Source organism: Falsiroseomonas oryziterrae, from assembly GCF_021864505.1.
Classification (GTDB): domain Bacteria; phylum Pseudomonadota; class Alphaproteobacteria; order Acetobacterales; family Acetobacteraceae; genus Falsiroseomonas; species Falsiroseomonas oryziterrae.
In genome coordinates, this window is the sequence record NZ_JAKJIB010000066.1 from 1 (window position 1) to 15,155 (window position 15,155).

Genomic DNA, 15,155 nt, shown 5'->3' on the forward strand with positions numbered 1-15,155 from the left:
GCCAGCGCGCCGCCGCCCCCCGTCGTCGTCATCACGCCGACCGCGCGATGCGCGCGCGCCGGCGGGCGGCGCCCGGCGACGAGCGGCGGCAGTTCCAGCAGCGCCTCCAGCATCGTGACGCGCAGGATGCCATGCGCCTGGAAGAAGGCGTCGGCTGCGGCGTCGGTGCCGGCCAGCGCGCCGGTGTGGCTCGCCGCGAGCTCTGCGCCGAAGGGGCTGCGGCCGAGCTTCAGCGCGACGATCGGCTTGCCGAGCGCATGCGCCTTGCGTGCGGCCGCGGCGAGCGCAGCGGCGTCGCGGATCGCCTCGAGGAAGAGGCACACCACCTGGACCTCGGGCTGGTCGAGCAGGAGCGAGACGATCTCGCCGGCCGTCAGATCCGCCTCGTTGCCGGTGCCGACGAGATGCGAGAAGCCGAGGCCGCGAGCCGCGCCGCGCGACAGCAACGCGCCCATCATGGAGCCGGATTGGGAGACGAGAGCGACGCGGCCGGTCGGCAGATCCTCCGCCTCGAAGGCGGCGTTGGTGGTCAGTGCGGTGCGGGCGCCGGTGTTGATGACGCCCATGGAATTGGGCCCGAGCAGGCGGATGCCGCCGGTCCTGGCGGCGTCGAGCACGCGTGCCTGCCGCGCCGCGCCCTCCGGCCCCGCCTCGGCAAAGCCGTCGGCGAGCACGCAGGCGACGGGAATGCTGCGCGCCGCGCAGGCGGCGACCTGCGCCTCAACCTGCTCGGTGCCGAGCATGATGTAGGCGAAGTCGATCGGGCCGGGGATGTCGTCGAGCGACGCATAGGCACGCTCGCCCAGGATTTCGCCGCCGCGCGGATTGACCGGGAAGAGCTCGCCGGTGAAACCGTGCCGGCGCAGGTAGCGTTGCGGGCGCGCCGTGAGCCGCGCCGCGTCGGCCGAGGCGCCGATCAGCGCGACACGGCGGGGATTCAGCAGCGCGTCGGCGAGACTCACTTCGGGTTGCGCTGGGGGAAGGACCGCCCGAACACGCCCTCCGCGATGCGGTTCTTCATCATCTCGAGGCTGCCGCCGGCGATCATCCAGCCGCGCGTCTTTCGCACGCAGTACTCGATCAGCAGGTCCTGGCTGTAGCCGGTGCCGCCCATGACCTGCATCGACTCATTGGCCGCCATCCAGCCAGCCTGGTTGCAGGCGTATTTCGCGATCGCGACCTGCTGCGCGTCCGGCAGCCCATCCTTCGCCCCCACCGCGGCGCGGTAGAGCAGGAGCTGCGCGGCATCGAGCGCGACGCGCATCTCGGCAAACTTCCACTGCAGCCCCTGGAACTCCATCAGCTTCTTGCCGAATTGCGTGCGCGTCTCGGCATGCGCCTTCGCCTGCCGGAAGCAGTATTCGCCGAGCGCGAGCGCGCGCGTGGTGTTGCCGACGCGCTCCACGTTGAAGCCGGCGATCTGCTTGCGGAAGCCGCCCTCGCCGAGCAGTACGTTCTCCGGTGGGATGAACACGTCGTCGAAATAGAGCGCGCACCAGGTCTCGCCGTTCATGTAGTGCGACGGCTGGCCGAGCCGGAACCCCTCCATCCCGCGCTCGACGATGACGCTGCCGATGCCGTTCACGCCGGGTCCGAAGCGGCAATAGACGACGAAGACGCCGGCATCCTCGGTGTTGGAGGTGAAGACCTTGCCGCCGTTCAGGCGATACCCGTTGCCGTCTTTCGTCGCGGTGGTCTTGAGGTCGGTGAGCGCGCTGCCCGCATCCGGCTCCGTCATCGCGACGGCCGCGATGGTCTCGCCGCGCAGCAGCGGGCCGAAGAAGCGCTCCTTCTGCGCGGGCGTGGCGTATTCGGCGAAGGTGCGGAAGGCGCCGAAATTGCCGGCCTGCAGCACGTCGGCGCTGCGCGGGCAGACGAGCGCGATCTGCTCCATCGCCAGCACGGCGTCGAACAGCGTTCCGCCCTGCCCGCCATCGGCCTCGGGCAGCATGATGCCGAAGAGGCCGTTCTCCGCCATCAGCTTGGCGACATCCCAGGGGAAGCGCTCGTCATGCGCGCGCTCCAGGGCGCCCTTGGCGAGATGCGTCTCGGCGAAGCGGCGGACGCTCTCCTGGAAGGCCAGCTGTTCTTCCGACAGAAGGAAATCCATCAGACCGGATCCCAGGAGAAGACGTCGCCGCTGCGCTCCAGCGGCACGAAGGCGCTGCGCAGCGCGGGCATCGCAACTTCCGCGATCGCCTCCGGCGTCCAGCCCTCGCCGCGATGCGTGCTGCGTATCGGGCGAGGCTGGGAGAAGACGAAGATCTCGTTGTGGCGGGCGGCGAAGATCTGCCCAGTGACGCCCTTCGCGGCGTCGGAGGCCAGGAAGACGGCCAGCGGCGCGTTCTTGTCCGGCGTCATCTGCTGCAGCCGCGCGACGCGCGCCTTCTCGGCCTCGGTCTCGGCGGGGATGGAGCTCGTCATGCGCGACCAGGCGAAGGGCGCGATGCAGTTCGACCGCACCCCGAAGCGCTGCATGTCGAGCGCGATGGATTTCGACAGCGCGGCGATGCCGAGCTTGGCGGCGGCGTAGTTCGCCTGGCCGAAATTGCCGATCAGGCCTGAGGTGGAGGTCATGTGGACGAAGGCGCCCGAGCCTGCCTTGCGGAAATGCTCGGCGGCGGCGCGGGAGACGTAGAAGGTCCCGTTGAGGTGCACGTCGATGACGGCCTTCCAGTCCTCGACCGACATCTTGTGGAAGATTTGGTCTCGGAGAATGCCGGCGTTGTTGACCACGATGTCGATGCGGCCGAAGGCGTCCATCGCCGCCTGGACGATGCGCTGCGCGCTGGTCCAGTCGGCGACGCTGTCGGTGTTCAGCACGGCCTCGCCGCCGCGCTGGGCGATGATGGCCACCGTCTGCTCGCCGGGCGTCGCGCTGGTCGGGCCCTGGCCGGTCAGGCTCGCGCCGATGTCGTTCACCACCACCTTCGCGCCGGCCAGCGCCATCGCCAGCGCGATCTCGCGCCCGATGCCGCCACCCGCGCCGGTGACGACCGCCACCTTGCCCGCGAGCATCATGCCTTTCGCCTCCCTCGACCTCGCGCGGTTCTAGTCCGCGCAGGAGAGCGGGTGAAGCCGGGTTGCCGCCGAGACCGCGCGTCGTAAGATGTCCGGACAAGGGTTGCGGGAGACCGGCATGGCGTTCGTCGCCCTCGAAGGGGTCGGCAAGGTCTTCCGCGGCCGCACCGGCACGTGGGAGGCGGTGCGGGACTTCAGCCTCACCCTCGAGGAGGGCGAGTTCTTCTGCCTGCTCGGCACATCGGGCTGCGGCAAGACGACGGTGCTGAACATGTTGGCGGGCTTCGAGGCGCCGACCAGCGGCCGAATCCTGCTCGATGGCAAGCCGGTCACGACCCCGGGTGCCGATCGCGGCGTGGTGTTCCAGGGACATGACAGCCTCTACGATTGGCTGACCGCGCTCGACAACATCGGCTTCGGGCTGCGGCTCCGCGGCACGCCAAAGGCCGAGCGGCGCGCCACGGCGGAGCGTTTCCTGCATATGGTCGGCCTCACCGGCCAAGGCGCGAAGCACCCTTCGGAGCTCTCCGGCGGGATGAAGCAGCGCATCCAGATCGCCCGCGCGCTGGCCAACGATCCGCGCATCCTGCTGATGGACGAGCCCTTCGGTGCGCTGGATGCAATGACGCGCGCGGTGCTCCAGGGAGAACTGTCGCGTATTTGGGCGGAGACTCGGAAGACCGTGCTGTTCATCACCCACGACATCGAGGAGGCGGTGGCGCTGGCCACGCGCGTCGGCGTGATGAAGCGCGGGCCGGGCGGCACGCTGAAGGCCGTGGTGCCGGTGGACCTGCCCTTTCCGCGCGACCGCACCTCCGACGGTTTCATGCGGGCCTTCCGCGAGGTGCACGCCTTGATCCACGAGGAGATTCATGGTGGCCACTAGCCGCGCCGCCACCGTCGCCGGCTATCTTGCCGGCTTCGCGCTGCTGTTCCTGATCTGGCACCTGGCCTCGGTCTTCCTGGTGCGCTCGGTCCTGTTCCCCTCGCCCTGGCCCGTCTTCGAACGCGCCTTCGTGCTGATCGAGGACCGCATCCTGCAGGAGCAGATCGTCGCCTCGATGCGGCGCATCCTGCAGGGCTTCCTGCTCGGCAGCGCGATCGGCGTGCCCATCGGCCTCGCAATCGGCAGCTTCCGCCCGGTGCGCCTGCTGCTGGAGCCCTGGACGGAGTTCTTCCGCTTCATCCCCGCGGTGGCGATGATCACGGTGGCGGTGATCTGGTTCGGCATCGGCGAGGAAAGCAAGGTCTTCCTGATCGCCTACACGACCATCTTCGTGGTGATCATCTCGACGGCGGCGGGCGTCGGCGCGGTCGGGCGCGACAAGATCCGTGCGGCGCAATGCCTCGGCGCCTCGCGCATGCAGATCTTCGCCCTCGTCGCGCTGCCCGCGACCGTGCCCTACATCCTGACCGGCATGCGCGTCGCGATGGCCAACGCCTTCGTCACCATCGTGGCGGCAGAGCTGGTCGCGTCCAATGACGGGCTCGGCAAGATGCTGTGGGATGCGCGGCTCTTCATGCAGGTCGAGGACATTTTCGTTGCGCTGATCTCGCTAGGCCTGCTCGGCTTCCTCACAGACCGGATCTTCCGCCTGTTGATCCGCGCCTTCGCGGGGCGCTTCAACCCGACCATGTGACCAGGAAGGAGACCACCATGCTGCGTCGCCACCTCCTCGCCGCCGCAGGTGCGGCCGCGCTCCCGCTGCCGGCCTTCGCGCAGGGCGCGCCGATCCGAATTACCATCGCGACCGGCGTCGATCCATCCTTCGCGCCCTACTACGTCGCGCGCGAGGGCGGCTTCTTCCAGCGCAACGGCCTCGACGTCACGGTGAACACCGGGCCGTCCGGCTCCGCCATGATCGCCTTCCTCGTCGGCAACCAGATCAACTCGGCCTATGGCGCCGAGCAGGCCGGCGTCTCCGCCCATCTCGTGGACCCCAATGTCGTCGCGGTGGCCGAGGGCACGGCGCTGCTGCGCTGGATCAGCGTGGTCGGGCGCAACGTCGCCAGCATGGACGACCTCAAGGGGAAGCGCGTCGGCGTGGCGCGCGGCACGGGCAGCGAGACCTTCTGGCTGTCGGTCGTCTCGCGCCTCAACCTCAACCCGGCCGACTACACCATCGTGAACGTCGAGGCGCCGGAGATGGTCGCCGCCCTCGAACGCGGCAACATCGATGCCTTCGCGGTGTGGGAGCCCTGGCCGACCCGCGCGCAGCGAGCCATCCAGGGCACGCGCATCCTGCTGTCCAACGAGCAGATCCAGATCGTGCGCAACTTCGTCTACATGAACCGCGGCTGGGCGGAGCAGAACCAGGAGGCGACGCAGCGCCTGATGCGGTCGCTGATCCAGGCGCAGGAATTCTGCGACAGCAACCAGGCCGAAGCGGCCGCGCAGGTGGCGCGCTTCCTCCGCCAGGATCGTGCGTTCGTGCAGGAGCTGATGGGCAAGGTCGCCTACCGGATGAACCTGACGTCCGACAGCGTCGCGAACATCCAGCTTGCCATCGACCAGCTGCGCGGCATGAACCGCCTGTCGCGCGACGTCACGCCGCAGCAGGTGATCTGGACCGGCCCGCTGCAGCAGGTCGCGCCGGATCGCGTGCGCATCTGACGCGGGCGCGGGGAGGGCGCACCGCCCCTCCCCGCGCACCGGGCGCTAGTTCTCCTTCGCCGCGATGATCCCGCCCGACAGGCTCGCCGGGATGCGGTTGCGCCAGCTGCCGCCATCCACCTGCGTCACGAAGTCGAGCACCGCGCGGTTGAAGGCGTCCGGATCCTCGAGGTTCATGGTGTGCCCGCATTTCGGCATCACCAGCAGCGCCGAGCTCATGATGGTGCGCTTGAGGTAGACGGACGCCTCCAGCGTCGGGTCGTCCTCGTCGCCGGCGATGATCAGCGTCGGCACCGTCATCTTCGAGAAGCCGTCCTTCAGGTCGAACAGGCTCGGCCGACGGCGCTGCACGCCGTTCATGGTCAGCGCGGAGCCTTCCGTGCTGTGCTCGCAGAGCTGCTGCACGAATTCGGCATAGCCGCGCGGGTCCTTCTCCTCGAAGACGAGGCGCGTCGGGCCGCGGCCATAGGTCTTGCCGAAGACCGCCATCGTCTCGGACCGGATACGGGCGATGGCGGCATCGGTCTCGGCGTGGAACTGCGCGGCCTTGCCGGGGGCGGCGCCATAGCCGACGCCGGCCGCCACCAGGCTGCGGGCGAGCCCGGCGTGCCGCAGGCCGAGATGCAGGGTGGCGAAGCCCCCCATCGACAGCCCCACCACATGCGCCTTCCCGAGGTTCAGCCCCTTGATCACCGCCGCGATGTCGTCGGTGGCGCGGTCCTGGCTGTACTTTTCCGGATCGGTCGGCACTTCGGAGGGCGGGTAGCCCCGCGCGGCGAAGGCGATGCAGCGGTAGCGGCGCGAGAAGAACCGCAGCTGCATCTCCCAGCTGCGATGGTCGCCGGCATATTCGTGCACGAAGACCATCGGCGTGCCGGAGCCCGCCTCCTCGTAGTGCAGGTTCACTCCGTCATCGGTGCGGACCGTCGGCATGCTCAACCCTCGGACTTGCAGAGGCGCGCACGATGGGACGGGCATGACATGGGGGCAAGACAGCTCCCTGCCGCTTGACTTGGGAGGGCGCCGGGCGCATCTGCCAATCCGTACCGGAAAAGTCCGGTTTCCCAGGATCGGAGGGGCTCCGCGTGTTGCGGGTCTCGAAACTCACCGACTACGCCGTCGTCGTCCTCAGCCGCCTGGAGGCGGAGGGGGGCGTGCAGACCGCGCCTGGCCTCGCCGCCGCCACCGGCCTCGGCGAGCCGACGGTCGCCAAGGTGCTCAAGATGCTGTCCCAGGCCGGGCTGGTCGAGGGGCAGCGGGGCGCCCGCGGCGGTTACAGGCTGCTCCGGCCGCTCGCCGAGCTGCCGCTGTCGGAGGTGATCGTGGCAATCGACGGCCCGATCGCGCTGACCGCCTGCGTGGATGGCGGCATGGGCCTTTGCGAGGCCGAGCATGTCTGCCCCGTGCGCGGCCGCTGGGACCCGGTGAACGCCGCGATCCGCGACGCGCTGTCCGGCATCACCGTCGCACGGATCGCCACGCCGAAGCCGGCCCTCCTTCCCGCTCTCGTCGCCGAATAGGACCGCAATGCCAGCCGTCACCGAGACGCTCGAGACCGTCCAGTCCGTCACCGACTCCGGCTACAAGTGGGGGTTCGAGACGGACATCGAGATGGAATTCGCCCCCAAGGGGCTGAACGAGGACATCGTCCGCTTCATCAGCCGCAAGAAGAACGAGCCGGCTTGGCTGCTGGAATGGCGGCTGAAGGCCTTCGCCATTTGGCAGAAGATGGAGGAGCCGCGCTGGGCCGCGGTGAGCTTCCCGCCGATCGACTACCAAGACAGCCACTACTACGCGGCGCCGGTGCAGAAGGCGAAGCCGAAGTCGCTGGACGAGGTCGATCCGGAACTGCTGAAGACCTACGCCAAGCTCGGCATCCCGCTGAAGGAGCAGGCGATCCTGGCCGGCGTCGAAGGCGCGGGCGAGACGCCGGCCGAAGGCCGCATGCCGGTCGCGGTGGATGCGGTGTTCGACAGCGTCTCCGTCGCCACCTCCTACAAGGAGCGGCTGGCGAAGGAAGGCATCATCTTCTGCTCGATCAGCGAGGCGGTGCAGGAGCACCCCGAGCTGGTGCGGCAGTATCTCGGCTCGGTCGTCCCGCAAGGCGACAATTTCTACGCGGCGCTGAACAGCGCGGTCTTCACGGATGGCAGCTTCGTCTACATCCCGAAGGGCGTGCGCTGCCCGATGGAGCTGTCCACCTATTTCCGCATCAATGCGAAGAGCACCGGCCAGTTCGAGCGCACGCTGATCATCGCCGACGAGAAGAGCTACGTCAGCTACCTCGAAGGCTGCACGGCGCCGATGCGCGACGAGAACCAGCTGCATGCGGCGGTGGTCGAGCTGGTCGCGCTGGATGACGCGACCATCAAGTACTCCACGGTGCAGAACTGGTACCCGGGCGACAGCGAGGGCCGCGGCGGCATCTACAACTTCGTCACCAAGCGCGGCGCCTGCCGCGGCGCGCGGTCGAAGATCAGCTGGACGCAGGTCGAGACGGGCAGCGCCATCACCTGGAAGTACCCGTCCTGCATCCTGCAGGGCGACGACAGCGTGGGCGAGTTCTACTCGGTCGCCATCACCAACAACCGCCAGCAGGCCGACACCGGCACCAAGATGTTCCACATCGGGCGCAACACGCGCTCGACCATCGTCTCGAAGGGCATCAGCGCCGGCAAGGGCCAGAACACCTACCGGGGCCTGGTGAAGATCAGCCCGAAGGCGCATGGCGCACGCAACTTCACGCAGTGCGACAGCCTGCTGATCGGCGACCAGTGTGGCGCGCACACCGTGCCCTACATCGAGAACCGCTGCATGACGGCGAAGGTGGAGCACGAGGCGACCACCAGCCGCATCGCGGAGGACCAGCTCTTCTACTGCCGCCAGCGCGGCCTGAACGAGGAGGAGGCCGTGGGCATGATCGTCAACGGCTTCGCCCGCGAGGTGCTGAAGGAGCTCCCGATGGAGTTCGCGGTGGAAGCGCAGAAGCTGCTGCAGATCAGCCTTGAAGGCTCGGTCGGCTGAGCCCGGACATACGGAAAAGACGATGCTGAAGATCGAGAACCTGCACGCCACCGTCGAAGGCAAGCAGATCCTGAACGGGCTGAGCCTCGAGATCCCGGCTGGCGAGGTGCACGCCATCATGGGCCCGAACGGCTCGGGCAAGTCCACGCTGAGCTACGTCCTCGCCGGCCGCGAGGGCTACGAGGTGACCGAGGGCTCGGTCAGCTTCAACGGCCAGGACCTGCTGGCGATGGAGCCGGAGGAGCGCGCGGTGGCGGGGATGTTCCTCGCCTTCCAGGCGCCGGTCGAGCTGCCGGGCGTGGGCAACGCCAATTTCCTGCGCACCGCGCTGAACGCCATCCGCCGCGCGCGCGGCGAGGCGGAGATCGACGCGATGCAGTTCCTGAAGCTCGCCCGCGCCCGCATGAAGGTGCTGAACATGCCGGAGGACATGCTGAAGCGCCCGGTGAATGTCGGCTTCTCCGGCGGCGAGAAGAAGCGGAACGAGATGCTGCAGCTGGCGCTGCTGGCGCCGGGCTTCGCGGTGCTGGACGAGACCGATTCCGGCCTCGACATCGACGCGCTGAAGATGGTGGCGGACACGGTGAACAGCCTGCGCGGCCCGGCCTTCTCGGCGCTCGTCATCACCCACTACCAGCGCCTGCTGAACCACATCGTGCCCGACCGCGTGCATGTCCTCTCGGCCGGTCGCATCGTGAAGAGCGGCGGGCCGGAACTCGCGCAGGAGCTGGAGGCGGCGGGTTACGCCGGCGTCCAGGCCGCGGCATGACGGCGGTGGCAGCCACGGGTTCCGCGGCCTTCCTCGGCCGCTACGAAGGCCTGCGCACGCGCCTGCCCGGCGCGCGCGTCGCTTGGGTGGAGGCGCTGCGCGAGCGCGCGGCAGAGGCCTTCCGGCAGTCGGGCTTCCCGACGCGCCGCGTCGAGGCCTGGAAGTACACCGACCTCGCCGGCGTGGCCGGTGCGGTGTTCGGCGAGCCGCTGACGAGCGTGGAGGACAGGCTGGAGATCCCGGCGGCGATGCATCCGCGCGCCGTCTTCGTGGACGGCCGCTTCCGCCCCGACCTGTCGACGCTCGCCGGCCTCGGCTTCACGGCCGAGAGCCTGGCCGACGCCCTGCCGCGCCTCGAAGGCTGGCTGGGATCGCTGGCACGCCCTGCGAGCGAGCCGATGGCCGCGCTGAACGGCATGCTGTTCGAGGATGGGCTGGTGGTGCACGTGCCCGCCGGCGTCGCGGGCGGCGTGCTCGAACTGCTCTCCATCGCGACCGAGAGCGAGCGCGCGCCGGCCTATCATCCGCGCCATCTCGTCCGACTCGGCGCGGGCGCGAGCCTCACCATCGTGGAGAGCGCCACCGGCCCGTCCGGCGCACGCTACCTGCACAACCCGGTCTTCGAGATCGAGGTGGCCGAGGGCGCACGGCTCAACCACGGGCGGCTGCAGCTGGAAGGGCACGAAGGCGTGTTCCTCTCGACCGTCTATGCCCGCGTCGGCGCCGGCGCGGCCTACGACAACTTCACGCTCAACGCCGGCGCGCGGCTGGCGCGCAACGAGATCCATGTCGCGCTCACCGGCCTGAAGGCCGAAGCGCACATGAACGGCGTGCAGCTGGTCGGCGACGGGCAGCATGCGGACACCACCACGTCGCTCGATCACGCCGCGCCGGATTGCGCGAGCCGCCAGACCTACAAGACGGTGCTGGCCGGCCGCTCGCGCGGCGTCTTCCAGGGCAAGATCCACGTCCATCAGGTCGCCCAGAAGACCGACGGCTACCAGATGAACCAGGCGCTGCTGCTGAGCCCGGAGGCCGAGATCGACAGCAAGCCGCAGCTCGAGATCTACGCCGACGACGTGAAGTGCAGCCACGGCGCGACGGTGGGCGAGCTGGATGCGGACCACCTGTTCTTCCTCCGCGCGCGCGGCATCCCCGAGGCGCAGGCCAAGGCCATCCTGGTCGAGGCCTTCCTGACCGAGGCCGTGGAGGCCGTGGCCGACGAGACCATCCGCACCGCGCTGACCCGCGGCGTCGCCGGCTGGTGGGGCCGCCAGGGCGTGGCGGGCGGCCTCGAGGAGGCATGATGGACGGGCAGGCCGTCTCCCGCGCGCCGGGCAGCACGACGAACCGGGCGTTCGACGTCCGGCGCATCCGCGCCGACTTCCCGATCCTGTCCGAGACGGTGCGGGGCAAGCCCTTCACCTTCCTCGACAGCGGAGCCTCGGCGCAGAAGCCGCGCCAGGTGATCGGCGCGATGGTGCGGATGATGGAGACGGCCTACGCCAACGTCCATCGCGGCGCCTACCGCATGAGCGAGCAGGCGACCGAGGCCTACGAGGCCGCGCGCGGCGCGGTCGCGCGCTTCCTCAACGCCGCCGACGAGCGCGAGATCGTCTTCACCAAGTCCAGCACCGAGGCGATCAACCTCGTCGCCCACAGCTATGGCCGCGGCGTGCTGAAGCCGGGCCAGGCCGTGGTGATCTCCGAGATGGAGCACCATGCGAACCTGGTGCCCTGGCAGATGCTGCGCGACGCGCATGGCATCGAGCTGCGCGTGGCGCGCGTGACGGACGCCGGCGAGCTCGACATGGACGACCTCGCCGCGAAGCTCGCCGACGGCAAGGTCGGCCTCGTCGCGGTGACCCAGATGTCCAACGTGCTCGGCACCGTCACGCCGGCCGAGCGCATCGCGCGGATGGCACACGAGGCGGGTGCCAAGGTGCTGTTCGACGGCAGCCAGGCCGCTGTGCACCGGCGCGTGGACGTGCAGGCCATCGACGCGGATTTCTACTGCTTCACCGGCCACAAGCTCTACGGGCCCACGGGCATCGGCGTGCTCTACGCCAAGGCCGATCTGCTGAACGCCATGCCGCCCTTCCTCGGCGGCGGCGACATGATCTCCGAGGTCAGCCTGGAGCGTTCCGTCTGGGCGCCCATCCCGGCGAAGTTCGAGGCCGGCACGCCGCCCATCGTGGAGGCCATCGGCCTGCATGCCGCGATCGACTACGTGACGGCGATCGGCTGGGAGGCGGTGGAGGCGCATGAGCGTGCGCTGGTGGACCGCGCCATGGCGAAGCTGCCGCATATCGAAGGGCTGACGCTGCTCGGCCGCGCGCAGGACCGCGGCGGCGTCTTCGCCTTCGCGCTCGACACCGCGCATGCGCATGACATCGCGACGCTGCTCGACCGCGCCGGCATCGCCGTGCGTTCGGGCCGGCATTGCGCCGAGCCACTGCATGCGCGCTTTGGCGTCGAGAGCACCTGCCGCGCCTCCTTCGGCCTCTACACGACGCCCGAGGAGGTGGACCTGCTGGCCGATGCGCTGACGCAGGCGCGGGAGTTCTTTCGATGACCGACCTGTTCGGGGATCTACGCGATCTCTACCAGGACGTGATCCTCGACCACGGCCGAAAGCCTCGGAACTTCCGCCGGCTGGACGACGCCACGCTGACCGCGCGCGGCGACAACCCCATGTGCGGCGACCGGATGGAGCTGTTCCTGAAGACCGCGCCCGACGGCGCGATCGAGGACGCCGCCTTCCAGGGCCGCGGCTGCGCCATCTCCATGGCCAGCGCGTCGCTGATGACCGAGACGGTGAAGGGCAAGACTCCCGCCCAGGCCCGGCAGATGGGCGAGGCCTTCCGCGAGCTCGCCATGACGGGCACCTGCCCGGAATGCGGCGCGGATCTCGCGGACGAGATGGAACGCCTGACGCCCCTCTCCGGCGTGCACGAATTCCCGAGCCGGGTGAAGTGCGCGACGCTGGCCTGGCACACGCTGAATGCCGCGCTCGACGGCGCGAAGGAGGCGAGCAGTGAATGACATGCCGAGCGCGCCGGACCAGCCGGTGCACGGCGCCTGGACGCCCGACGGCGCGACCGAGCCGCCCGTCCGCGTGAGCGAGGACGCCGTCATCTCCGTCATCAAGACGGTCTTCGACCCGGAGATCCCGGTCGACATCTACGAGCTCGGCCTGGTCTACGCGATCGAGATCGAGGATGACGGCAAGGTGAAGGTCGAGATGACCCTCACCACCCCCTCCTGCCCCTCGGCGCAGGAGCTGCCGGCCCAGGTCGAGGAAGCGGTGCGCGCCGTCCCCGGCGTCACCGACGTGCTCGTCGAGGTCGTCTGGGACCCGCCCTGGGACCAGAGCCGGATGAGCGAGGACGCCCGCCTCGCCCTCAACATGTACTGACCCGCCTGCCCCCGTTTTCCCTGGCACCGATCACGCGGAGCTGCGCTAAGGTTCCCATCATGAGCATCACCACCGACGCTCCTCCCCGCCCGAAGCGGGCCCTGCCCCCCCTGATGCAGCTGTCCGACGCGGCGGCCGAGCGCCTGCGCGCCCTCTACGAGAAGGGCGAGCAGGGCAAGCTGCTGCGCATCGCCGTCAAGACGAAGGGCTGCTCCGGCATGTCCTACGACCTGTCCTGGGTCGATGCGGCGGGCCCGGGCGACGAGACGGTGACGGACAAGGGCGTGACGGTCCTGGTGGACCGCAAGGCGACGCTGTTCCTGATCGGGACCGTGATGGACTACGAGGTGAAGCAGATGTCGGCCGGCTTCACCTTCACCAATCCGAACGAAAAGGGCCGCTGCGGCTGCGGCGAGTCCTTCCACGTTTGATACTCCCTGTCCGACCGCAAACTGCTCGACATGCAGCAGTCCGGCCACATGCGCCTCGTGTCCTCCGAAGAGGCCGACAGGCTCGAGGCCGCAGACCAGCCGCCCCGGGCCAGCCTGGACACGGTCGATCCCGAGCAGGCGAAGGAGGCGATGCGCCGCCTGTCCTACGTGCGCGCCTGGAACGCCGCCGGGCGGCCGAGCAGGACGGTTCACGCCATCGCCGACCTCGTCGCTGAGGAGGCGCGCCGTCGCAAAGAGGTGGCGCCGTCGGCGCGGAGTGTCCTCCGCTGGATCCGCGACTGGCTGCTGCATGGGGAGGACCCGGAGATGCTGGTGCCGCAGATCTCCCGCCGCGGCTATCGCCGGGACGCCCTGGCGCCCAAGGTGCGCGAGATCCTGAAGAAGACCGTCGTGACGCACTGGCTGACCGAGCAGAACCTGCCCGTCACGGCGGTCCACGCCCTCGTCGTCAAGGCGTTCGAGGACCACAACGAGGGACTTCCCGCGGAGGATCACCTCGTCGCGCCGAGCCTCGATTCCGTCTACCGCGAGTGCCGCCGGATCGACGCCTTCACGCGCGACTTCTGTCGCGAGGGCAAGCACGCGGCACGCCAGCGCTGGCGCCCGGTCGGCTCCGGCCCGGTCGTCACGCGGCACAACGAGGTCTGGGAGATCGACCACAGCTGGGTGGACGCCATCGTCGTGGACGAGGACAGCGGCCTGCCGATCGGCCGACCTCTGGTGACCAGCGTCATCGACCGGGGCACCCGCGCGGTGATGTTCGTGTGCATCGGCTTCGACCATCCGAGCACCGAGGTCGTCTTCGATGCCATGACGGGCGCCATCCTCCCCAAGGACGACCTCCTGGCGTCCGTCCCCGGGATCGCGGGCAAGTGGCCGTGCTTCGGCGTTCCCGCGGTCCTGGTCCCGGACCAGGGCCGGGAGTTCAAGTCGCGCGCCTTCCGCGAGGCGTGCCACCTGCTGAACATCGACGTCCAATACACCCCGGTCCTCAAGGCTTGGTACAAGGGCATCGTCGAGCGCTTCCTCGGCACGCTCGCACGCCAGGTCTTCCATCGCGTTCCCGGGACGGTCTTCAACGACTTCTACTTGCGCCGGGACAAGACGCCGCCGGAGAAGGTGGCCGTCGTCACCCTCGACGAGCTGCGTGACCACGTCGTCCGCTGGATCGTGGACATCTACATGCCGCGGAAGCACCGGACCCTGGGCATCTCGCCCCTGGAAGCCTGGAACGCGAGCGTCGCGGAGCACGGCGGCGTCCCGCTGCCGCCCGCCCCGGCCGAGCTCGCGCGCATCCTGACGCCCGTCGCGTGGCCGACGCCGCAGCGCTACGGCGTCGAGTTCGAGGGGCTGATCTTCAACAGCCCCGACCTCGCCGACCTGCGGGTCCGCCTCGGCAAGCCGACCCCGGTCAAGGTCGTCATCAATCGCTTCGACCTGTCGCGCGTCGCCGTCGTGGACCCGGACACGGGTCGTCCGATCGAGGCGACGATCCAGGGCGCGATGAACGGCAAGGCCGCGGGGCTGACGCTGCGCAAGCACCGGAAAGCCCGCGCGCTGCAGCGCGAGAATCCGGGGAAGTTCGGCGGCGACAAGGGCGTCCTTCTGGCGCACGCGGCGATCGACGAGGCGATGCAGAAGAAGTCGGCCGGGAACGGCCTCGACAACCTCCGCAAGGCCGCCGCCTACCGCGAGGAGATGCTGCGGGCCGCCCCGGCGGCGGAGGACCCCGAGTTCGACGTCGAGGCGAGCGCGGCCTCGCTGGCGACGGACGAGACCGGGGCCGCGGGTCCGCCCGCGAACGAGATCGCGGAGGCCGAGGCGGCGTGGGCGGAGGCGCGCCGCGCCAAGGATGAT

General features: G+C 69.5%; 16 protein-coding genes. 12 read left to right on the plus strand and 4 right to left on the minus strand.

The genetic code is table 11. The features are described 5' to 3' along the window. The 3 genes from L2I40_RS08065 to L2I40_RS08075 form a co-directional block, all read right to left on the minus strand. Positions 1-962 (minus strand): CoA-binding protein (locus L2I40_RS08065; protein ID WP_237214392.1); only part of this gene is annotated, 962 nt, incomplete at its 3' end. Next, positions 959-2,110 carry an acyl-CoA dehydrogenase family protein gene (locus L2I40_RS08070; protein ID WP_237214393.1) on the minus strand — a complete coding sequence of 384 codons (1,152 nt, stop codon included), beginning with the start codon at positions 2,108-2,110 and terminating at the stop codon, positions 959-961. The genes L2I40_RS08065 and L2I40_RS08070, both read right to left, overlap by 4 nt. Beyond that, positions 2,110-3,021 carry an SDR family oxidoreductase gene (locus L2I40_RS08075; protein WP_237214394.1) on the minus strand — a complete coding sequence of 304 codons (912 nt, stop codon included), beginning with the start codon at positions 3,019-3,021 and terminating at the stop codon, positions 2,110-2,112. Before L2I40_RS08075 ends, L2I40_RS08070 begins: the two co-directional genes overlap by 1 nt. Before the next feature lie 118 nt (positions 3,022-3,139). Between L2I40_RS08075 and L2I40_RS08080 the strand changes: the two genes are divergently transcribed. The 3 genes from L2I40_RS08080 to L2I40_RS08090 are packed head-to-tail and all read left to right on the plus strand — an operon-like array spanning position 3,140 to position 5,635. After that, the gene (locus tag L2I40_RS08080; RefSeq protein WP_237214395.1) at positions 3,140-3,907 is read left to right on the plus strand and encodes an ABC transporter ATP-binding protein; all 768 of its coding nucleotides are present in this window, start codon (positions 3,140-3,142) and stop codon (positions 3,905-3,907) included. After that, positions 3,894-4,661 carry an ABC transporter permease gene (locus L2I40_RS08085; protein ID WP_237214396.1) on the plus strand — a complete coding sequence of 256 codons (768 nt, stop codon included), beginning with the start codon at positions 3,894-3,896 and terminating at the stop codon, positions 4,659-4,661. The genes L2I40_RS08080 and L2I40_RS08085 overlap by 14 nt, the downstream gene beginning before the upstream one ends. Before the next feature lie 17 nt (positions 4,662-4,678). Then, entirely contained in the window at positions 4,679-5,635 is a 957-nt protein-coding gene (locus L2I40_RS08090; protein ID WP_237214397.1) for an ABC transporter substrate-binding protein, read from the plus strand. Between the two features lie 45 nt (positions 5,636-5,680). Here L2I40_RS08090 and L2I40_RS08095 read toward each other — a convergent pair whose 3' ends face one another. Continuing rightward, entirely contained in the window at positions 5,681-6,568 is an 888-nt protein-coding gene (locus tag L2I40_RS08095) for an alpha/beta fold hydrolase (protein ID WP_237214398.1), read from the minus strand. Positions 6,569-6,720: 152 nt separating this feature from the next. Between L2I40_RS08095 and L2I40_RS08100 the strand changes: the two genes are divergently transcribed. From L2I40_RS08100 to L2I40_RS08140, 9 genes are all read left to right on the plus strand, one after another. Continuing rightward, a complete protein-coding gene (locus L2I40_RS08100) occupies positions 6,721-7,155 on the plus strand; it encodes an SUF system Fe-S cluster assembly regulator (protein WP_237214399.1) in 435 nt (144 codons plus the stop codon). Between the two features lie 7 nt (positions 7,156-7,162). Continuing rightward, positions 7,163-8,659, plus strand: a complete 1,497-nt coding sequence (gene sufB, locus L2I40_RS08105) for a Fe-S cluster assembly protein SufB (RefSeq protein WP_237214400.1) — start codon at positions 7,163-7,165, stop codon at positions 8,657-8,659. Positions 8,660-8,681: 22 nt separating this feature from the next. Then, positions 8,682-9,428: a Fe-S cluster assembly ATPase SufC gene (gene sufC / locus L2I40_RS08110; protein WP_237214401.1), complete on the plus strand. Its 747-nt coding sequence runs from the start codon at positions 8,682-8,684 to the stop codon at positions 9,426-9,428. Continuing rightward, positions 9,425-10,735 (plus strand): Fe-S cluster assembly protein SufD, encoded by a 1,311-nt coding sequence (sufD, locus tag L2I40_RS08115; protein WP_237214402.1) that lies wholly within the window; start codon positions 9,425-9,427, stop codon positions 10,733-10,735. Before sufC ends, sufD begins: the two co-directional genes overlap by 4 nt. After that, positions 10,735-12,003 (plus strand): aminotransferase class V-fold PLP-dependent enzyme, encoded by a 1,269-nt coding sequence (locus L2I40_RS08120; RefSeq protein WP_372491029.1) that lies wholly within the window; start codon positions 10,735-10,737, stop codon positions 12,001-12,003. The genes sufD and L2I40_RS08120 overlap by 1 nt, the downstream gene beginning before the upstream one ends. Next, a complete protein-coding gene (sufU, locus tag L2I40_RS08125) occupies positions 12,000-12,473 on the plus strand; it encodes a Fe-S cluster assembly sulfur transfer protein SufU (protein ID WP_456305734.1) in 474 nt (157 codons plus the stop codon). Before L2I40_RS08120 ends, sufU begins: the two co-directional genes overlap by 4 nt. Before the next feature lies 1 nt (position 12,474). Further along, entirely contained in the window at positions 12,475-12,846 is a 372-nt protein-coding gene (locus tag L2I40_RS08130) for an SUF system Fe-S cluster assembly protein (RefSeq protein WP_237214407.1), read from the plus strand. Positions 12,847-12,905: 59 nt separating this feature from the next. Then, a complete protein-coding gene (locus L2I40_RS08135) occupies positions 12,906-13,277 on the plus strand; it encodes a HesB/IscA family protein (protein WP_237214404.1) in 372 nt (123 codons plus the stop codon). Between the two features lie 30 nt (positions 13,278-13,307). Beyond that, positions 13,308-15,155, plus strand: a 1,848-nt coding sequence (locus L2I40_RS08140) for a DDE-type integrase/transposase/recombinase (RefSeq protein WP_237214405.1), incomplete at its 3' end; no start/stop codon positions are given.